This window comes from Wenzhouxiangella sp. YN9, from assembly GCF_056324165.1.
Map to the genome: position 1 here is coordinate 38,668 of NZ_JBJNIP010000066.1, position 19,468 is coordinate 58,135.

Genomic DNA, 19,468 nt, shown 5'->3' on the forward strand with positions numbered 1-19,468 from the left:
CGATAGATGCATCGCCCATATATTATATTAGGGGCTTATAATGCAGGGACCACAAGCCGGAAAAGGAGCCACCAACCATGGAGCTGGACCCGCTTCTTCTGTCTAGAATCCAGTTTGCCTTCGTGGTGTCATTTCACGCCATCTTCCCGGTCTTCACCATCGGGCTGGCCTCTTATATCGCGGTGCTCGAAGGGCTTTTCTATCGCACACGACGCCCGGTCTATCTGCGCCTGTCGCAATTCTGGACCAAGGTCTTTGCCCTGGTCTTCGGCATGGGCGTGGTCTCGGGCATCGTCATGTCGTTCCAGTTCGGCACCAACTGGAGCGTATTTTCCTATCAGGCGGCCAATTTCTTCGGCCCGATGCTCAGCTACGAGGTGGTCACCGCCTTCTTCCTCGAGGCGACGTTTCTGGGCGTCTTGCTGTTCGGGCGCGACAAGGTGCCGGCCGGCGCGCATCTGTTTTCGGCCTGCATGGTCGCATTCGGCACGTTCATGTCGGCTTTCTGGATTCTCGCCGCCAACAGCTGGATGCAGACGCCGGCCGGGGTGGAAATGGTCGACGGCACCTTCAGCGTGACTTCATGGGTTCAGGCGATTTTCAACGCCTCGCTGCCCTACCGGTTTGCGCATATGGTCTTGGCCTCCTTCATCTGTGGCGGGTTCGTGGTCGCCGGCGTCAGCGCCTGGTACCTGCTCCGGGGCCGCCACCGCAACAGCAGCCTGACGGCGCTGAAGATGAGTCTGCTGCTGCTGGCCATCGCCACGCCGCTGCAGCTGCTGATTGGTGACCTGCACGGACTCAACACGCTGGAGCATCAGCCGGCCAAGGTCTCGGCCATGGAAGCGCACTGGGAGACCCAGCGCGGTGCGCCCCTGATCCTGTTTGCCGTGCCCGATGCCGCCGCCGAAAAGAATCATTTCGAGATCGGCATTCCCCGCCTGGGCAGCCTGATCCTGACCCACAGCGCCGATGGCGAGGTGCCGGGGCTCAAGGCGGTGGCACGCGAGGATCGACCGCCGGTCGGCATCGTCTTCTGGAGCTTCCGCGTCATGGTCGGCCTGGGCCTGATCTTCATCGCCGTGGCGGTTGCCGGCGCGGTCCAGGTGCTGCGCCGCCGTCTCGAGCATTCACCACGGCTGCTACGCCTCATTTCATGGATGCCACCGCTGCCTTTCATCGCCGTGATTGCAGGCTGGTTCGTGACTGAAATCGGCCGCCAGCCTTGGATCGTCCAGGACCTGATGCGCGTCAGCGAAGGCGTCACGCCGTCGCTCGGCGGCGGCGTGGTGCTGGCTACGCTCCTGGGCTACATCGCGGTGTATGCCGTCGTTTTCACCGCCGGGCTGACGTATCTGCGCCGGGTGATCGTCCTCGGGCCGGCGGCCGACCCCGAAGAGCCGGAGCATGACGGCGCGCACCCCAAACGACCCTGGTCGGCCGTGGACGAGCCGACCGCTTCGCACCCCGAGACAAGGAGCTGAAGATCATGGAACTGCTCGATCTGACCCTGATCTGGGTTTTCGTCATCGGCCTGGGCGTTTTCATGTACGTCCTGATGGACGGCTTCGACCTGGGCGTCGGCATTCTTTTCCCCTTTGCGCCTGACGATCGGGCGCGCGACGATCTGATGAACTCCGTCGCCCCGGTGTGGGACGGTAACGAGACCTGGCTGATCCTTGGTGGCGCCGGCCTGCTCGCGGCCTTCCCGATGGTCTACGCTGTGTTTCTTCCGGCGCTCTATATCGGTGTCTTCCTGCTGCTGGCCGGCCTGATCTTCCGCGGCATTGCCTTCGAGTTCCGCTTCAAGTCGCACGAGCACCACCGCCACTGGTGGGACCGCTCCTTCTGGCTCGGTTCGACCGTCGCCTCCTTTGCCCAGGGCGCCGTCGTTGGTGCCTACATTCAGGGCTTCGAGGTCGAGGGTTTTTCCTACGTTGGCGGAACGTTCGACTGGCTGACGCCGTTTACCGTCATGACCGGCCTGGGCGTGATTGCCGGCTATGCCCTGCTGGGCGCAACCTGGACCATTCTCAAGACCGAAGGCGAGACCCGCGACTGGGCCTACCGCATGGCGCCCGCGCTGCTGGCAGTGGTCATGGTCTTCTTCATCGTCGTCAGCGTCTGGACACCGCTGACCAGCGAACACGTGCGTGCGCGCTGGTTCGATCAGGTGTCGGTGCTGTGGGCCTTTCCGATTCTGGCCGTGGCGTCTGCCGCCTGGATTTATCGCAAACTCCGGCAGCGCTCGGATGTCGCGCCCTTCATCGGCTCGATGACGCTGTTCGCGCTGTTCTATCTCGGGCTGCTGGCGTCCATGTGGCCCTGGGCCGTGCCGCCGGAGCACACCTTCTGGGACGCGGCATCCGACCCCGGAACGCAGCTGTTCTTGCTGCTGGGCGTACTGTTTCTCTTGCCCATCATACTGGGCTATACGGCCTGGACCTACTGGGTGTTCCGCGGCAAGGTCAAACCCGGCGAAGGCTACAGTCACTGACCAGCCGGACACGCCAGCATCACTCACGCAGGGCAGACAGACAATGATTGGCTGACGGCGCAGGAACCCGCCGGCTTTCGCGCCCGCCTGATGGCGCTGACCGCGCTGCAGGCGGCGCTGACAGCGGCTCAGGCGTGGCTGCTGGCGGCCATCGTCTCCGGCGCCCTGCTCGCTGAAAGAACACCAGGCGAGCTCGCGCCCTCACTGGCCGCCCTGCTGGCGATCTTTCTCGGCCGCGCGCTGGTCGACTCCGCGCGCCGCTGGCTGGCCGCCGACGCCGCCGCCGTGGTCCGGGCCCGCCTGCGGCCGCGGCTGTTCACGCATATCGCCGACGCCGGCCCGGCCTTTGCCGCCCGCAGCGGCGTCGGATCTCTGTCGACCACGCTGATCGAACAGGTCGACCTGCTGGAAAAGTGGTACGGGCAATTCCTGCCGCAGCGCATCGCCGCGGTCGTGATCATTCCGGTACTGCTGATCGCCGTGTTCTGGCAGGACTGGCTCGCCGGCCTGTTTCTTGCCCTGGCCGCGCCGCTGATCCCGCTGTTCATGGCGCTGATCGGCTGGGGCGCCGAGCAGGCCAGCCGCGACCAGCAGCGCGAGCTGGTTCGCCTCGGCGGCGTTTTTCTCGATCGCCTGCGCGGACTCGACACCATTCGCCGCTTCGGCAGCGAGGCGCACGTGCTCGGCCGGCTGGAGGCACTGATCGAGCGTTTCCGTCAGCGCACCCTGGCGGTGCTCAAGATCGCCTTCCTGTCGACCGCCGCGCTCGAATTCTTCAGCTCGGTGGCGATCGCCGCCGTGGCCATCTACGTCGGCCTGGGTCTGCTCGGGCATATCGAGTTCGGCCCGGCGCCGGCGCTGACGCTCCAAAGCGGCCTGTTCGTGCTGCTGCTGGCGCCGGAGTACTTCCTGCCCCTGCGCCAGCTCTCGCAGGCCTGGCACGACCGGGCCGACTCGCTGGCCGCCGCCGGCGCGATCCGCGCGATCCTGGAAACACCGCCGGCACGCCGCGAGCCCGAAGACCCGGCGGCAGTCAAGCCCGGTCGCGCCTGCCGGATCGAAGGCCGCGGGCTGTCGCTGTCGCGCCCCGGCCGCGGCACGGTGCTTGACCGCCTCGACTTCCGCATCAATCCCGGCCAGCGGGTGCTGATTCGCGGCCCCAGCGGCAGCGGCAAATCCACCCTGCTCGACCTAATCGGCGGCTTTCTGACCGCCGACTCGGGCTGCCTGCGCATCGACGGCGTCGAGCTGGAGCGCATCGACGCCCACACGCTGGCCTCGCTGCGCGGCTGGATGGGCCAGCAAGGTGGGCTTTTCGAGGGCACACTGGCCGACAACCTCCGCCTGTCGAAACCCGACGCCGGCGACCACGAGCTGGCAGCCGCCGCTGCGGCCGCCGGCCTCGATGGCTGGATCGCCGATCTGCCCCACGGCCTGGCGACCACCATTCGCGCCTCCGGCGAAGGGCTGTCGGGCGGACAGGCCCGTCGGCTGCTGCTGGCGCGCACCCTGCTGCAACCGCGCCCGCTGCTTTTGCTCGACGAACCCACCGCCAGCCTCGATGCCGCCACCGCTGCCACGCTATGGGCCACGCTCGGAGCGCTCTCGCAAGGCGTCGGGCCGACCATCATCTGCGCCAGCCATGATCCGGCCGCAGCCGAATGGGCCGAGCGCATCCTGGAGCTCGACGGCGGCCACCTCAGGGAGGTTGCGCCATGAAGTTGCGGCAGCTGTTCGGGCCCGCCTGGCGGCGGCACTGGCGCTGGCTGGCCCTGGGTGTGGCCCTGATGCTGGCGTCGACCATCGCCGGGCTGGCTCTGCTCGGACTCTCGGGCTGGCTGATCACCGCCAGCGCCCTGACCGGCCTGGGCGCCATTGCCATGCTCGACATCTTCACGCCCGGCGGCGGCATTCGCCTGGCGGCAATCACGCGTACCCTGGCGCGCTACGGCGAGCGTCTGGCAACACACCGTGCAACGCTGGGACTGCTGGCCGCACTGCGATTGAAGCTTCTGGGCCGTCTGCTGCGTCTCGATGAACTGCAGCTGCGCCGACTGCGGCGCGGCGACACGCTCAATCGCCTGACCCGCGATGTCGAAGCTCTCGACCACTTGTTTGCCGGCGTGGCCGGGCCGCTGATCGCAGCGGCCGTGACCACCCTGGGCCTTGCCCTCGTCCTGCGGCTCCTGGTCTCGTCCCAGGCCGCGGTGGTGACCCTGGCCCTGGGCCTGACGGGAGCGGCCATCACCGCGGCGATGGGGCGGGCCGGCAGAACGCCGGGCCGCCAGCTGGCCCAGGGCGAGCCCGAGCTGCGGCGCCATTGCAGCGAAAGCCTGGAAGGCCTCAAGTCGCTGGTGGCCGAACACCGCGTCGACGACCACGGCCGCCGGCTTGAAACCCTGGCCTCGACCCGTGTGGGGCAGCAAAGACGGCTCGATCGTCTCGATGCCGCGGGGCGCCTGCTGACCAACGCTGCCGGCTTCATCGCCGCCTGGGCCATGCTGCTGGCAGTGCTTCAGGGCACCTCCGACGGCCGCATCTCCGCGCCGATCGCGGTGATGGCGGTCATCGTCATGCTGGGCATGAACGAAGTCTGGCAGGTGCTGCCGCCGGCCTGGCGCCAGCTGACTCAGACCCGGCTGGCAGCACAGCGGGTCGCCGAGCTGGCCGCAACACAGCCACGACTGAGCGCCGGCGGTGCCAACGCCGCCCCTGCTGCGCCTGCCGACATCCGCATGGCGGGCGTTCGCTTTGCCTGGGCGGCGAACTCACGCCCCGTCATCGACGGTCTGGACCTCGAAATCGCGGCGGGCGAACGGCTGCTGATCTCCGGCCCGAGCGGCAGCGGCAAGACCACCCTTGCGCTGCTGCTGATGCGCCAGATAGATCCGCAGGACGGGGCCGTTTTCATCGGCGGGCTTGATCTGCGCACGATCAGGCCCGAAAGCCTGCGACGGCATATCGGCTACCTGCCGCAGCAACCGGTGATCTTTGCCGACACGCTGGCCGCCAATCTGCAGCTGGCCGCCCCTGGTGCCGATCGGGCGCAGATGGCGCGCGCGTTGCGCCGCGCTGGCCTGGCTGACTGGCTGGAAAGCCTTGATGATGGCCTCGCAACCTGGCTGGACGAAGGCGGGGCCAGCCTGTCGGGCGGCGAGCAGCGCCGCATCGGCCTGGCCCGCCTGATGCTGATCGACCCGCCGGCGGTCATTCTGGACGAACCCACGACCGGGCTGGATCAAGCCACGGCAGACGGCCTGTCATCCAGCCTCGAGGCATGGCTGGCAGACCGAACCACGATCATGATCAGCCACGAGCCCGAGCGGCTGCCGCGCCACAACCGGGTTTTGCAGCTGTAGGCAGGCACCGCCGCGCGCCCCAGAACACCGCGGCGAGCAGCGGCAGCAAGCCGGCCACGACCTGCGGCCGCAGCTGCGGACTGCCCGGACTGGCCAGCAGCACCGCGCCGGCCAGCGCTGCAGCCGCCAGCAGCCACCACAACGCGATGCGCGGTGCTCGGGGCAGCGGCAGCAGCATGAGCAGCCAGGCGGGGTTGAGCAACAACACCACGCGGTTGTCGTCAACGACCTCATGGCCGCTGCCGAACCACATCAGCAAGACCAGCGCGCCCGACAGCCCGATGGCCACAACCGCAGCCCGCCAGGGCAGCCGGCCCCAGAAACCGGAGCCAAAGCGCAAGGCCACGGCGACCAGTACCGCCAGCAGCAGTGAAACCACCCCGTAGACTGGCCATTGCGACGCCGGGTAATCCGGGGCGCCGTGCTGGCGCGAAACATACAGCGCTTCGGCCTCGCCAACCAGCGGCTTGCCGTCGACGGTGATCGTGGCCATCCAGTCCGCAAGCGCTGCGGGAATGAAGCCTTCCTCCCAGGCGGTGCGTGGCCGGTCGACCATCGGTCCCAGCAGCAACATCAGGCCGGCGTGCAGCGCCGGGCGGCCCTGATTGTAGCGGCGGATATGATCGCGGAAATTGAGCCGGGCGGGCCGGTCTTCGAGCTGCTGTCGCACCTGCCCGTCGACCACCTGATCGATCAGGTCGCGCAGCCAGGTCGAACAGTTGGCAAAGAAATAATCGTAGTCGTAGTACTGCGGTATCGGGAAGACGTTTTCCTGCAGCAGCCCGTGAAGTTCACGAAACCGAGCCGCGTCAAGGTCGAGCTGCTGGATACGAATTGAGCGGTCGCGCATGCGATAGAAAGCGAACTCGCGCTCGGGCGACGACACCGAGCCGAAATACTTCATGATGCCGCGGGCAAAATCGCTGTAGAAGCCCGGGCGGTCCATCTCGAAATAACCGAAGCTGTAGACGTGATCCAGCCCCAGCTCGGCATCGCGCAGCCAGATGGCGTTGTGTCCGAAGCGCTCCCAGACCTCCTGCCCCGGCCCGTAGGTGACCAGCCAGGCCTCCCGCGCCTGTGCGGTCAACGCCAGCCCCTGGCACAGCGCCAGCGCCAGCAGAGCGCGAAACAGGATGCGGGAGAGAGGACGGGCAATCACGGGCGCTGGCCGCCGGCACGCGCTAGCGCCGGGACACCTCCACGGCATGCAGGCGACGATCGTCGGCCTCGGTAACGACGAAATCCCAGCCGCCGATGGCCACCGACTCACCGGACTCCGGCAGACGACCGAACTCGGCGACCACCAGCCCGCCGATGGTGTCGTATTCATCATCGCTGAAGTCGGTTTCGAAGGACTCGTTGAAGTCGTCGATATCGGTCAGCGCCTGCACCAGATACTTGCCGTTGCCGCAGCGCTGAATATCCTCCACCGCCTCGGCATCGTGCTCGTCATCGATGTCGCCCACGATCTCCTCGAGCACGTCCTCGATGGTGATCAGCCCGGAAACACCGCCATACTCATCGACCACGATCGCCATGTGGTTCTTGCTGACCCGGAACTCCCGCAGCAGCACGTTCAGGCGCTTGGATTCGGGGATGATGACGGGCGCACGCACCAGCTCCTCGACAAAACCGATGTCATTGTCGCTGGCCACCACCTTGAGCAGGTCCTTGGCCAGCAGAATGCCCTTGACCTCGTCACGATGCTCGCCCACCACCGGAAAGCGCGAATGGCCCGACTCGATGATGATCGGCAGAATCTCGTCCAGCGATGCACCGTCGGCGATGACCACCATGTGTGATCTGGGCACCATCACGTCGCGTACCTGCAGCTCGTCGACTTCGAGTGCGCCTTCGAGCATGGTCAGGGTGTCGGGTTCGATCAGGCCCTGCCCGCTGACATCGCGCAGCAGTTCGATCAGGTCCTCGCGGCTGCGCGGCTCGCTGCCGAAAGCGCGTCCGATTCGTTCCAGCCAGCCTTTCGAGCTGGCGCTGCTACTGCCGTTTGAACTGTCGCTGGATTCTTCGTTCATGTCGGAAAGCGGAGCGGTCGGAAGCGGGTCATGACCGCGGCGACCGGTTGATTGGGTGGAAGGTCAATAGTCATCACTTGCATACGGATTGGCAAAGCCCAGATCGGACAGCAGCCCGATTTCCCGGGACTCCATCGCTTCGGCCTGCTGAGCAGAAATATGGTCGAAGCCCTGCAGATGCAAGATGCCGTGAAGCAACAGATGCGCAAAGTGCGCTTCGACGGATTTACCCTGCTCTTCGGCTTCGCGCTCGACCACGGCGGCACAGATCACGATGTCACCGAGCAGATTGATGCCGGTGCCCGATGGCAGCTCGGCAGGAAAGCTGAGCACGTTGGTGGCGTAATCACGCCCCCGCCAGCGGTGATTGAGCGCGCGCGCTTCGGGTTCATCGACGATCCGCAGCGTCAACAACGGCTGGCAGAGGCCGGCCAGTGCCGCGCGGGCAAACCGGCGTATGGCGTCGTCTTCCGGCAGCCTGCGGCTGGCGCTTGCGCGCTGGATGGTCAGGCCGGCGTCAGCGGCCGCCTCATTTGCCTTGCTCATCGGCGTTCTCGTAGGCCTCCACGATGCGGCGCACGATCGGATGGCGCACCACGTCGCGGGCGTCGAAAAAAGTCGTGCTCACGCCCTCGACTTCCTTGAGCAGACCGATGGCCTGGCGCAGGCCGGAATTGACCTTCGGCGGCAGGTCGATCTGGGTCAGATCCCCGGTGATGACCGCCTTCGAGCCAAAACCGATGCGGGTGAGAAACATCTTCATCTGCTCGGAGGTGGTGTTCTGTGCCTCGTCGAGAATGACGAAGGCATCGTTGAGCGTGCGCCCGCGCATATAGGCCAGCGGAGCCACCTCGATGACATTGCGCTCGGTCAGGCGCGCAGCCTTCTCGAAACCCAGCATCTCGTAGAGCGCGTCGTGCAGCGGCCGCAGGTAGGGGTCGACCTTCTGAGCCAGGTCGCCGGGCAGAAAGCCCAGCCGCTCGCCGGCCTCGACCGCCGGGCGCACCAGCACGATGCGCTGAACCCGGTCCGAATCCAGCGCGTCGACGGCGCAGGCCACCGCCAGAAAGGTCTTGCCGGTGCCGGCCGGCCCGACGCCGAAGCTGACGTCGCAATCACTGATGCGCCTGAGATAGCGCTTCTGGTTGGGCCCGCGGCCGCGGATCAGGCCGCGACGAGTGCGGATGCCGACCTCGACATCGTCGCTCTCGGGCTCGTCAAGGCCGGACTGCTGCAGTTGCAGATTGACAATGGCGGGGCTGAGGGTCTCGCGCTCTGACAGGCGATAGAGCTGACGTAATACCCGCCGGGCCGCGCTCACTGCATCGGGCTCGCCTTCGATGCTGAACAGATTGCCACGCGCGGCAACCGCCACGCCCAGCCGCTTTTCGATCAGGCTGATGTGTTCGTCGAGATAGCCACAGAGGTTGGCCAGGCGTTCGTTGTCGACCGGCTCGAGCTCGAGCGTGACGGCCTTTTCGGCTGCGGCGGCGGACATTTAAGCGGCCGCGTCCTGTTTGCTGTCGAGGCGCCCCCGGAGGGTATTGCTCATGACCTCGGTAATGACGACGTCGACCATCCGGCCGACCAGCTCGGGCGGCCCGGGAAAGTTGACGATACGGCTGTTCTCGGTGCGCCCGGCGAGCTCGCGGGCGTCCTTGCGGCTGATGTTTTCGACCACCACCCGCTGGCGCGTTCCGATCATGGCCTCGGCGTAGCCGCGAGCCTGAAGGTTGAGCTGCTCCTGAAGGCGCTGGAGACGATCCTTCTTCTCGGCCAGGGTCACGTTGTCGGGGAACGAAGCCGCCGGCGTGCCGGGACGGGCCGAGTAGATGAAGCTGAAACTCTGGTCGAACTCGAGCTCGCGCACCAGATCGAGCGTTTGCTGGAAGTCACGCTCGGTTTCGCCGGGAAAGCCGATGATGAAATCCGAGCTCAGCGTGATGTCCGGCCGCACCTCGCGCAGGCGGCGAATCTTCTGCTTGTATTCCAGAATCGTGTGGCCGCGCTTCATCAGCGACAGCACGCGATCCGAGCCGGACTGCACCGGCAGGTGCAGATAGTTGGCCAGCTTCGATACTTCGCCGTAGGCCTCGATCAGGCTGTCGGAGAACTCGACCGGGTGCGAAGTGGTAAAGCGAATCCGCTCGATGCCATCGATATGGTCGATATAGCGAATCAGCAGCGCCAGGTCGGCGGTGCCACCGTCGTGCATCGGGCCGCGGTAGGCATTCACGTTCTGCCCCAGCAGGTTGATCTCGACCACGCCCTGCCCGGCCAGCTCGGCCACCTCGGCAATCACGTCATCGAGCGGGCGGCTGACTTCCTCGCCGCGGGTATACGGCACCACGCAGAACGAACAGTACTTGGAGCAGCCCTCCATGATCGACACGAAAGCGCTGCCGCCTGTCTTGCCGGGGCTGGGCAGGTGATCGAACTTCTCGATCTCGGGAAACGAGATGTCGATGGCCGACTTGCCCTCCTGGCGTACCTGGTCGAGCATGCCCGGCAGACGATGAATCGTTTGCGGACCGAACACCATATCCACGAACGGCGAGCGCTTGATGATGTTCTCGCCCTCCTGGCTGGCCACACAGCCGGCCACGCCGATGATCAGGTCGGGACGGGCCTCCTTCAGCGGCCGCCAGCGCCCGAGCTGGGAAAACACCTTCTCCTGCGCCTTCTCGCGAATCGAGCAGGTGTTGATCAGGATGACGTCGGCCTCTTCGGGGCTGTCGGTCAGCGCCAGGCCATGAGAGGCCGCCAGCACGTCGGCCATCTTTTCCGAGTCGTACTCGTTCATCTGGCAGCCGTGGGTGCGGATATAGAGCTTGCCCGCCATGAAGTCGCTCTGGGTTTTGATATGACCGCTCATGTTACCGCAGGAACGCAGCGACTGGCGAGCGTGAGCGAGATTCGCAGTTTCAAGCTGGAACGAGTCAATTCAAGTGTTCGGAGACTATGCCAGGTAGAGATTGGCCCCGGCTCACGGCAAGTACCTGGCCCGAATGCCAAGACTCGTGCAGATGTCCGAGCAATCAATCCCTACAGTCTCATCAGCATGCTCCGAGCGAGTTCGAAGTCCGCCGGCGGCGTGGTTTGATGCAGATTGTCCTGAACCGATGTTCCCGGAGAGCAGGCGCGCAGAAAATTGATTGAACAAAGAACCAGTCGCGGATACTGATTGGGTCCGCAACCCCCGAAACGTCGGCAAGAAAACAAGAGAATGGCTACCTTCTGAGCGTTCAACAGGCTTGCCTGCTGGTGGAACTGTAATGAATCCCGCCCCAGGGTCCACAAAGGCACTCCGCCGTTGCGGCTGGCGTGCGACTGGTTAATGTGAATCAGCTCCATTAGTTGATCGGGAGTAGACGCGTTTCTTACCAGCGCCGTGAAAACATCCGAACGTTCAGCTTTCGGAGCGCTCTCGAGGCGAGACGAAAATTCGTGCTGAGGACCGAGGTAGGCATCACGAGCAATGCGGTCTATCTCGTCCCCTGGCTCAGACATCGAGGAAAGCTCTTCCAGCATCCTGTCTGCGGATGTTTGATCGTAACCATTGCAATAGGTTTTCCTGGCGGCCATTAAAGCTTGAGAGTGTCCAAGTTGCTCCGCTGCGGCAATGTTCTCCGAGCTGCAGAAATCCTTGAGTTCACTCACTTTTTTTACAGCAAGGTCCGGGTTGAACTCCGCAAGAGCCGCCAACTCCTCCATGCGAGTAGGTGCAGACTCAGCTTCCTGGGCTTGCCTGACCAACTCGCGCAGGGCAACTGCGCCATCTACTTCAGGCGCTGGATCCTGCGATGGCCGTGCTGCCGGCTCATCCGGCTCCTTTGCCGCTTCTGGCGCAGAAACGCCTGGATCCATGGCCGCGACAGAACCTTGATCTGATTCTTGAACGGCCTGAAGCCGGCCTTGCCCGGCTTCAGGCTCAACCTCATGAGCAGCGTGCTGAGCAAAATAAGCCACTCCCAGAGCGACAATCAGCACACTTCCAACAACTGCAATGAACTTTCTATTCACCGTTCTATGGCTTCGTTATTCACAAGTTCCGAAAATCGGAACTGCAGGCAAACTGCAGTGCCTACATTGGATAACAAAAGACTCAGATTCACCAGTGCCGTAGTTGATTCGAACCGCTTCTCCTATGCTGACAGAAGGCAATCTTGGACCGATTTGGTTCGCCGCTTCCCCTTTTCGCACTGCCCTACGTTCTGGCAGCCCACATCTTCGTCTCCAACAGTATCAATACGCTCCAAGTTTTTAACAATTAACTGGTACATACGCCCCACTTCAATCTCATCAGCCTTTGGAAGCAAGTCGCCTGAAGACCATGCGGGACCCGTGTATCCCATTGAGACAGCGTGACTCATCATATAGCCAGTAACCTCAATACAAAAATCATACTCACATTCATCAGCCTTCACTACCGAAGAAAGCGTAAAAAGTAGGACACCAATGAGAAACAGACCCAATTTAGACATATTTATCTCCCTACCCCTTCAAAGCCGCGTCTCTTGTTACGGCTCGGTTTCCAAAACAGCAACAACGCCAACCATAATTAGACGATAAGACGTGTGCCACCTCATTCCCCATAACCGAATGATTACAAATGATAAAGCTGCCTGTCAAGGACAGCCTTGCTGTTCTTGCCGGCCGCCGCACCGGCGGGCTACTGCCACCAATTCAGCACCAGAGCGCTTGTCGTGGCACCAACTCTGCAGCTCTCCCGATCGAAGAATTGCGCAAACGCGCGACGCGTAGACATCTTGGCGTACGCCAGCTCTCATGCGCCATACCCTCCCCCTTTCAGCCTCACCGGCCCCGGCTGCGGAAGCGAACACGACGCGTTATCCGGCAGACCAGTTCATAGGGAATGGTCCCGGCCGCCTCGGCCGCTGTTTCGATTGCAACGCCCTGCCCCCAGAGCACGACTTCATCGCCTGCTCTGGCGTCAGGACAAGGCGTCAGATCAATGGTGATCATGTCCATGGAAACGCGTCCGCACATGCGGCAGCTCTTGCCGTCGACGAGCACCGGCGCGCCGTCGATCATGCTGCGGGGATAGCCGTCGCCGTAGCCAATGCCGGCCACGCCTACGGTCATGTCACGCTCAGCCGTGAAACGCGCGCCGTAGCCGATGCTCTCGCCGGCGGCCACGCGGTTGACGGCCACCAGCTCGGCGCTCAGGGTCATGGCCGGCTCCAGGCCCAGCGAAGCCCCGGGCTGGCCGGGCAGCGGCGAGATGCCGTAGAGCAGCAGACCCGCCCGAACCCAATCGAGGCGGGCTTCGGGCAGTTTGATCAGCCCGGCCGAATTGGCCAGACAACGCTCGCCTTCGAGTCCGTCAGTCGCCTGGCCAAAGCGTTCGAGCTGCAGCGCGTTGAGCGGGTGTGACGGTTCTTCGGCGCAGGCCAGATGGCTCATGCAGTTGACCTGCTGCACGCCGGGAATCGCGCTCAGGCGCTCGTGCATGTCCACCGCCGCTTCGACGGGCACGCCGAGGCGGTGCATGCCGGTATCGATCTTCAGCCACAGGCGCCGGGCCGGCGAGCGCCCGAAACGCTCGAGTGCGTCGAGCTGATGAGCGTGATGAATGGTCAGCTCCAGCCCGAGATCGGCGGCCACGGCCAGGTCACCATAGGTGCTGACGCCCTCGAGCAGCAGTACCGGCAAACCGTTTCCCAATCGGCGAATGGCCCGGGCCTCCTCGATGGTCGCCACCGCCAGCATGTCGGCCTGCTCGAGCGCGGGCAGGCACAGGTCGATACGGTGGCCGTAGGCGTCGGCCTTGACCACCGCCATGACGCGGCTTGCGGGCGCGAACTCGCGCACCCGCTGGAGATTGTGGGCAATCGCGGTCGGATCTATGTGGGCGATGGTGTTGCGCGCCATGGGATGCCCCCCGGCCGGTCAGCCGTCCTGGCCGTAGTGGTCCGGCGTGAAATCGCGAAAGCGGACGAACTCGCCCTGAAAAGCGAGCTTGAAAGTGCCGGTCGCGCCGTTGCGGTGCTTGCCGATGATGATTTCGGCAATGCCCCGGTCCGGCGAGTCTTCGTTGTAGACCTCATCGCGGTAGATGAACAGGATCAGGTCGGCATCCTGTTCGATGGCGCCGGACTCGCGCAGGTCGGCCATCTTGGGCCGCTTGTCCGGGCGCTGCTCGAGCGCGCGGTTGAGCTGCGACAGCGCGATGACCGGCACCTCCAGCTCCTTGGCCAGGGCCTTGAGGCTGCGCGAGATCTCGCTGATCTCGTTGGTGCGGTTCTCGGCGCTGCCGGGCACCTTCATCAACTGCAGGTAGTCGACCACGATCAGGCCGATGTCGTGCTCGCGCTTCATGCGCCGCGCGCGGGCGCGCATGTCGATGGGCGTCAGCGACGGGGTCTGGTCGATGAAGATGTTGGCGCCCTTGAGCAGGGTCATGGCAGAGCGAAGATTGACCCAGTCCTGACCCTCCAGGCGGCCGGTTCGGAGGCGCTCCTGATTGATCTGGCCCAGCGAGGAGAACAGGCGCATCACCAGCTGGGTGTCCGACATTTCCATCGAGAACACCGCCACCGGCACCTTGTGGCGAATGGCGGCACGCTCGGCAATGTTCATTGCCAGCGAGGTCTTGCCCATGGACGGGCGGCCGGCAACGATGATCAGATCGGTGTCCTGCAGCCCGGAGGTCCGGCTGTCGAGCTCGGCAAAGCCGGTGGGCACCCCGGTCAGGTCGCCCTCGTTCTGCTGCAGCTCGTGCAGCAGATCCATGGCGCTGGACATGACCTCACGCACGCTCACATAGCCCGATGCCGTGTGCGCGCCCTGGTCGGCTATGGCGTAAATCCGCTGTTCGGCTTCCTCGAGCACTTCCTTGGAGCTGCGGCCGGCGGTCTGCAGCGCGTTGTCGGCAATCTCGGTGCCGATCTGGATGAGCTGGCGCAGAATCGACTTCTCACGCACGATGTGCGCGTAGCCGGCGGCATTGGCCGGCCCGGGCGTTTCGTTGGCGAGCATGGTCAGGTAGGCGCCGGAATCGACCTTGTCGAGCTTGCCGTGGCGGGCAAACCACTCGGCCACCGTGACCGCATCGCAGGGCTGCCCGTCATTGGCCAGCTCGGCTATGGCGCGGAAGATCAAGCGGTGATTCTGGCGATAGAAATCGCTCTCGTCGACCTGATCGGCAACGCGGTCCCAGACATCGGGGCCCAGCATGAGCGCCCCGAGCAGCGACTGCTCCGCCTCGTTGGAGTTGGGCGGTGCCTTGACGTTGCTCAGGGGGGTGATTTGCGCTTCTGCCACTGCTCTGGAATTACCGCTTGATTACTGCGCGAATGGCCGCTCAGTATAGACCCGTTTCGGGCCAGCTCGCCAACCGGCTGGTGCCCGCACCCGGCAACAACGAAAAACCACCGATTCAACCGAAAGGGTCCGGATGCGACCAACAGCGCCCGGAATCGGCTTCCTCGGTGGTTTTCCACCCGAACCCGGCGCGGTGCGCCGGGTTTCGGTTCATCAGCTTTCGGCTGCGGTCACCGTGACCTTGACTTCGGTTTGCACATCGGCGTGCAGGATCAGGCCGACGGTGTATTCGCCGGGCTCGCGGATCGGGCCTTCGGGCATGTCGACCTCCGACTTTTCCACCGCAAAGCCCAGATCGGTCAGCTTGCCGGCGATCTCGTGCGGGTTGATCGAGCCGTACAGACGCCCTTCCGGGCTGACCGGCACCGCAAACGGCACCTCTTCGAGCGCGTCGATGGCTTCCTTGCGCGCTTCGGCTGCGGCGAGGCGCTCATCGGCCTGGCGCTGCAGCTCCTCGCGGCGGGCCTCGAACTCCTCGACGTTGGCCTTGGTGGCCGGCACGGCCAGGCCGCGCGGCAGCAGAAAGTTGCGACCGTAACCGGATCTCACGTTGACCGTGTCGCCCAGCTCGCCGAGGTTGTAGATGTTTTCAAGCAGAATCAGCTTCATGACGTCACCTCAGGCGATCAGTGGTTATCGGTATACGGCAACAGGGCCAGATAGCGTGCCCGCTTGATGGCCGTGCTCAGCTGGCGCTGATAGCGTGCCTTGGTGCCGGTAATGCGGCTGGGCACGATCTTGCCGGTTTCGCCGATGAAATCCTTGAGCAGATCCACGTCCTTGTAATCGATTTCCTCGATCCCTTCGACCGTGAAACGGCAAAACTTGCGTCTTCTCATGAATCGTGCCATCGGTCAGCCCTCCGCCTTGTCCTGTTGGTCAGTGTTGTCCGCTGCGGCAGCAGCCGGCTGGTCATCGGACTGCTCTTCTGCCTTCTCGTCCGCCGCTGCATCTGGCTTGGCAGCCGTTTTTTCGGCAGCTGCATCGTCACCGGATTTGTCCGCCGGCTTGTCACCCGCACCACGGCTGCTCTCTTCCGAGCGCTCGCGACGGGCGCTGTCGCGCTCGTCCTTGCTTTCCTTGCGCTTGAGCATCACCGACGGCTCGGTCTCGGCCTTGTCCTTGCGCACAACCAGGTGGCGCAGAATGGCATCATTGAACTTGAAGGTGCTCTCGAGTTCGGCCAGGGTTTCAGCGTCGCACTCGATATTGAGCATCAGGTAGTGCGCCTTGTGCAGCTTGGCAATGGTAAAGGCCAACTGCAGACGCCCCCAGTCTTCACTGCGGTGGACACTGCCACCCTTTTCTTCGATCAGGCCACGGTAGCGATCGAGCATACCGGGCACCTGTTCGCTCTGGTCCGGATGAACCAGGAGAACGATTTCATAATGTCGCATTGTCGACTCCTTGTGGATTCCCAGGCCCGGAGGCAGAATGACCCCGGCCTGCAAAGCCCCCGGTCGGACTGTTGTACAGCCGCCGTGGAGCAAGGTCATGCCCGCAGCGCGAGCAAGCCGGGCATTGTATACCGCTGCTCCGGGCTCGAGCAAGACCAGGTTTTGCTCAACCATCCCTGGCGCCGCTTGACAGCCGGGGTGGCCGACCTATACTGCTGGCCCGTCGCCCCAAGCTTGAGGATCAGCACATGTCAGATGAAGACGTGATTGCCGAGCTGCTGACGCTGCAAAACCTCGGGCGTGAGGAGGCGCTGGCCGAAAAGCTCGAAGTCGTCGCGGTTCAGGACATTGCCGGAGCAATTTCCCAGATGCCGGTCGAGCGGCACGCCCAGGTGCTGCGCGCCCTGCCGGCCGAACGACGCGCGGGTACTTTCTCCTATCTCAGCCACGGCTTTCAGCTTGAAGTCATCAACCTGCTCGAGCCCGATGAGGCCCGGGAAATCCTCAGGGAGCTGCTGCCCGACGACCGCACTGCCTTTCTGGAAAGCCTGGCGCCGCAGGATCTGGAAGGCTTTCTCAAGCTGCTCGGCCCCGAAGACCTGAAACAGTCGCTGAAGCTGCTGGGCTATCCGGAAGAATCGGTGGGTCGCCTGATGACGACGCACTATGTTTCCGTGCGACCGGAATGGACCATTACCCGCGCGCTCGACCACATTCGCCACGAGGCCCACCGCGGCGAGACGATCAACTTCGTGTTCGTCACCGACCAGCGCGGCAAGCTGCTCGATGCCCTGCGGCTCAAGGCTTTCATCCTGGCGCGCCAGGATATCCGCGTCGAGAACCTGATGGATGAAGAAGTCATCCGGATCGAAGCCGATGCCGACCGCGAGCAGGCAGTCCAGACCATTCAGCACTACGACATCAACACCCTTCCCGTCACCGACCGCAGCGGCGTCCTGCTGGGCATTGTCACCGTCGACGACATCATGGACGTCGCCGAAGAGGAAACAACCGAGGACTTTCACAAGTTCGGCGCCAGCGGGCGCCTCAACGTGCCGGTCCGCGAAGCCAGTTCCACCTTTCTGTATCGCAAACGCATCGGCTGGCTATTGATCCTGGTTGCCGTCAACCTGGTCAGCGGGCTGGCCATCGGCTACTTCGAGCATTCCATCGAAGCCGTCATTGCGCTGGTGTTCTTCCTGCCCCTCATCATCGACAGCAGCGGCAACGCCGGCAGCCAGTCGGCCACACTGATGGTGCGCGCGCTGGCAACCGGGGATGTCGCCACCGGCGACTGGCTGCGGATCTGGGGCAAGGAACTGGCCGTCGCGGTCATGCTGGGAGCAACCATGGGGCTGGCGGTGGCCGGCGTGGGCATGTGGCGCGGCGGCCCGGAGCTGGGCCTTCAGCTCGCCGCAGTGGTCAGCCTGACGATGGTGGCCGTCATTGTCATGGGTTCGATGATCGGCGTGCTGCTGCCCTTTCTGCTGACCCGCCTGCGCCTGGATCCAGCCACCGCCAGCACGCCGCTGATCACCTCGGTGGCCGACATCGGCGGCATCTTGATCTACTTCTCGATCGCCAACGCCATTCTCGGGCTGTCACCCGCCTGAAACGGCCTCACGCTGCCAGGTATAAAAGCGCATGGGCGGCACATTGAGCACCTCCAGCTCGACGTCGGGCTTGCCCATGACCTCGGCACCGAGACGCCCAACCGCACCGCGAAACTGGTAGGCGACAAAGCGCCCGTCCGGCGCCAGGGTGTCGCGAATGGCGGCAATGATGGCCAGCCCGACCTCACGCGGCATGGTCGAAAACGGAATCCCCGAAATGACCACATCAGGCGCGTCGAGCTCGTAGCTGGCGAGGATTTCCGCCAGGTCGACGGCGCTGCCGGTGTGTGCCGTCAGTCGCGCATCGCCGATCCCCTCCAGAATCGAGGAGAACTGCGGGTCGAGCTCGATGGTCAGCAGACGTGCGTCGGGCGGCATGGCGTCCAGAATGGCGCGCGTTGTGCCGCCGGTGCCGGGGCCCAGCTCGACCACGGTCCGGGCCGAAGCCACCCGGGACGTATTGATGATGCGCCGCTCGAGAAAGCGCGAACTGGGAATGATCGAACCGACCTGCTCGGGGCTGCGCAGAAACCCCCGAAAGAAATCGATGCTGCGCGTAGACTGTCGCGGTGCCGCTTTGCCGTTGCCTTCCACAAATACTCCTTGGATGTTCAAGCGGGTCAAAGACTCATTCTATCGCGAAATTCCTGATCCCCCGGGGTTTACCCGAAGCGTTTTTATCGCTATCCTTGCGCGCTTGAAGTCGACCAACACCCCGGCAACGCTTGCGGTACAATGCGCGTCCTGTCGATCCGGTGGTTTTCGATCGGCGGATACAATCAGTTTACGGAGAGGTGGCCGAGTGGCTGAAGGCGCTCCCCTGCTAAGGGAGTATGGGGTTTATAGCCTCATCGAGGGTTCGAAACGAGCGCAAGCGAGCTCACGAGCCAGCCGAAGGATGGCGAGCCCGTAGGGCAAGCGACCGAAGGTCGCGCAGTAATCCCTCTCTCGCGCGGCTCGCAAGAGCCGCCCGAATGCAGCAGGCGTCAATGACGCTACCGTCAGCGGACGGATACAATCAGTTTACGGAGAGGTGGCCGAGTGGCTGAAGGCGCTCCCCTGCTAAGGGAGTATGGGGTTTATAGCCTCATCGAGGGTTCGAATCCCTCTCTCTCCGCCACAATGAAAAAGCCCTGCCCTGTGCGGGGCTTTTTTATTGCTGGTGGAAAGAGGGATCACGGATGAGAACCCGGTTCGACCTGAGCGAAGCGAGGACGATGCG

General features: G+C 64.0%; 17 protein-coding genes, 2 tRNA genes and 1 pseudogene. 7 read left to right on the forward strand and 13 right to left on the reverse strand.

Annotated elements, in window-relative coordinates:
- The first annotated feature begins 77 nt into the window (after positions 1 to 77).
- The 4 genes from ACEWQ0_RS04195 to cydC all read left to right on the forward strand — a co-directional run bounded on the left by ACEWQ0_RS04195 (position 78) and on the right by cydC (position 5,856).
- Positions 78 to 1,484, forward strand: coding sequence for a cytochrome ubiquinol oxidase subunit I (locus ACEWQ0_RS04195; RefSeq protein ID WP_476483015.1), 1,407 nt, complete (start codon positions 78 to 80; stop codon positions 1,482 to 1,484).
- A 5-nt stretch (positions 1,485 to 1,489) separates the two neighbouring features.
- Positions 1,490 to 2,497, forward strand: a complete 1,008-nt coding sequence (cydB, locus tag ACEWQ0_RS04200) for a cytochrome d ubiquinol oxidase subunit II (protein ID WP_476484610.1) — start codon at positions 1,490 to 1,492, stop codon at positions 2,495 to 2,497.
- A gap of 90 nt (positions 2,498 to 2,587) precedes the next feature.
- Positions 2,588 to 4,216 carry a thiol reductant ABC exporter subunit CydD gene (gene cydD, locus ACEWQ0_RS04205; protein WP_476484611.1) on the forward strand — a complete coding sequence of 543 codons (1,629 nt, stop codon included), beginning with the start codon at positions 2,588 to 2,590 and terminating at the stop codon, positions 4,214 to 4,216.
- Positions 4,213 to 5,856: a thiol reductant ABC exporter subunit CydC gene (gene cydC, locus ACEWQ0_RS04210; RefSeq protein ID WP_476484612.1), complete on the forward strand. Its 1,644-nt coding sequence runs from the start codon at positions 4,213 to 4,215 to the stop codon at positions 5,854 to 5,856. Before cydD ends, cydC begins: the two co-directional genes overlap by 4 nt.
- Here cydC and ACEWQ0_RS04215 read toward each other — a convergent pair.
- The 12 genes and pseudogenes from ACEWQ0_RS04215 to rpsF all read right to left on the reverse strand — a co-directional run.
- Positions 5,804 to 7,015: a lipoprotein N-acyltransferase Lnb domain-containing protein gene (locus ACEWQ0_RS04215; RefSeq protein ID WP_476483011.1), complete on the reverse strand. Its 1,212-nt coding sequence runs from the start codon at positions 7,013 to 7,015 to the stop codon at positions 5,804 to 5,806. The genes cydC and ACEWQ0_RS04215 overlap by 53 nt on opposite strands.
- A gap of 22 nt (positions 7,016 to 7,037) precedes the next feature.
- Complete coding sequence (locus ACEWQ0_RS04220; protein WP_476484613.1) at positions 7,038 to 7,889, reverse strand: HlyC/CorC family transporter; 852 nt, start codon at positions 7,887 to 7,889, stop codon at positions 7,038 to 7,040.
- 63 nt (positions 7,890 to 7,952) lie between these two features.
- Positions 7,953 to 8,435: an rRNA maturation RNase YbeY gene (ybeY, locus tag ACEWQ0_RS04225; RefSeq protein ID WP_476483009.1), complete on the reverse strand. Its 483-nt coding sequence runs from the start codon at positions 8,433 to 8,435 to the stop codon at positions 7,953 to 7,955.
- Positions 8,419 to 9,387 (reverse strand): PhoH family protein, encoded by a 969-nt coding sequence (locus tag ACEWQ0_RS04230; protein ID WP_476483008.1) that lies wholly within the window; start codon positions 9,385 to 9,387, stop codon positions 8,419 to 8,421. Before ACEWQ0_RS04230 ends, ybeY begins: the two co-directional genes overlap by 17 nt.
- Positions 9,388 to 10,731 carry a tRNA (N6-isopentenyl adenosine(37)-C2)-methylthiotransferase MiaB gene (gene miaB, locus ACEWQ0_RS04235; protein WP_476484656.1) on the reverse strand — a complete coding sequence of 448 codons (1,344 nt, stop codon included), beginning with the start codon at positions 10,729 to 10,731 and terminating at the stop codon, positions 9,388 to 9,390. It abuts the gene before it with no gap.
- 203 nt (positions 10,732 to 10,934) lie between these two features.
- Positions 10,935 to 11,912, reverse strand: coding sequence for a hypothetical protein (locus ACEWQ0_RS04240; RefSeq protein WP_476483007.1), 978 nt, complete (start codon positions 11,910 to 11,912; stop codon positions 10,935 to 10,937).
- Positions 11,913 to 12,034: 122 nt separating this feature from the next.
- Positions 12,035 to 12,373 (reverse strand): hypothetical protein, encoded by a 339-nt coding sequence (locus tag ACEWQ0_RS04245; RefSeq protein WP_476484614.1) that lies wholly within the window; start codon positions 12,371 to 12,373, stop codon positions 12,035 to 12,037.
- Between the two features lie 331 nt (positions 12,374 to 12,704).
- Positions 12,705 to 13,784 carry an alanine racemase gene (gene alr / locus ACEWQ0_RS04250; RefSeq protein WP_476484615.1) on the reverse strand — a complete coding sequence of 360 codons (1,080 nt, stop codon included), beginning with the start codon at positions 13,782 to 13,784 and terminating at the stop codon, positions 12,705 to 12,707.
- Between the two features lie 18 nt (positions 13,785 to 13,802).
- Entirely contained in the window at positions 13,803 to 15,161 is a 1,359-nt protein-coding gene (gene dnaB, locus ACEWQ0_RS04255; RefSeq protein WP_476483183.1) for a replicative DNA helicase, read from the reverse strand.
- A 228-nt stretch (positions 15,162 to 15,389) separates the two neighbouring features.
- The gene (gene rplI / locus ACEWQ0_RS04260) at positions 15,390 to 15,845 is read right to left on the reverse strand and encodes a 50S ribosomal protein L9 (RefSeq protein ID WP_476483005.1); all 456 of its coding nucleotides are present in this window, start codon (positions 15,843 to 15,845) and stop codon (positions 15,390 to 15,392) included.
- 17 nt (positions 15,846 to 15,862) lie between these two features.
- Positions 15,863 to 16,087, reverse strand: coding sequence for a 30S ribosomal protein S18 (gene rpsR, locus ACEWQ0_RS04265; protein WP_476483004.1), 225 nt, complete (start codon positions 16,085 to 16,087; stop codon positions 15,863 to 15,865).
- 132 nt (positions 16,088 to 16,219) lie between these two features.
- A pseudogene (gene rpsF / locus ACEWQ0_RS04270) lies at positions 16,220 to 16,633 on the reverse strand (30S ribosomal protein S6); the annotation flags it as partial.
- A 248-nt stretch (positions 16,634 to 16,881) separates the two neighbouring features.
- On the opposite strand from rpsF, the gene mgtE reads away from it, so the two are divergent.
- Positions 16,882 to 18,246, forward strand: a complete 1,365-nt coding sequence (gene mgtE / locus ACEWQ0_RS04275; RefSeq protein WP_476483003.1) for a magnesium transporter — start codon at positions 16,882 to 16,884, stop codon at positions 18,244 to 18,246.
- Here the strand turns inward: mgtE and ACEWQ0_RS04280 are convergent.
- Positions 18,235 to 18,861, reverse strand: coding sequence for a class I SAM-dependent methyltransferase (locus tag ACEWQ0_RS04280; protein WP_476484616.1), 627 nt, complete (start codon positions 18,859 to 18,861; stop codon positions 18,235 to 18,237). The two genes, mgtE and ACEWQ0_RS04280, sit on opposite strands and share 12 nt — an antisense overlap.
- Positions 18,862 to 19,042: 181 nt before the next feature.
- Between ACEWQ0_RS04280 and ACEWQ0_RS04285 the strand changes: the two genes are divergently transcribed.
- Both ACEWQ0_RS04285 and ACEWQ0_RS04290 read left to right on the forward strand, forming a co-directional pair.
- Positions 19,043 to 19,136: transfer RNA gene (locus ACEWQ0_RS04285), tRNA-Ser, on the forward strand.
- Positions 19,137 to 19,273: 137 nt separating this feature from the next.
- Positions 19,274 to 19,366, forward strand: a tRNA-Ser gene (locus ACEWQ0_RS04290).
- The last annotated feature ends 102 nt before the right edge of the window (positions 19,367 to 19,468 follow it).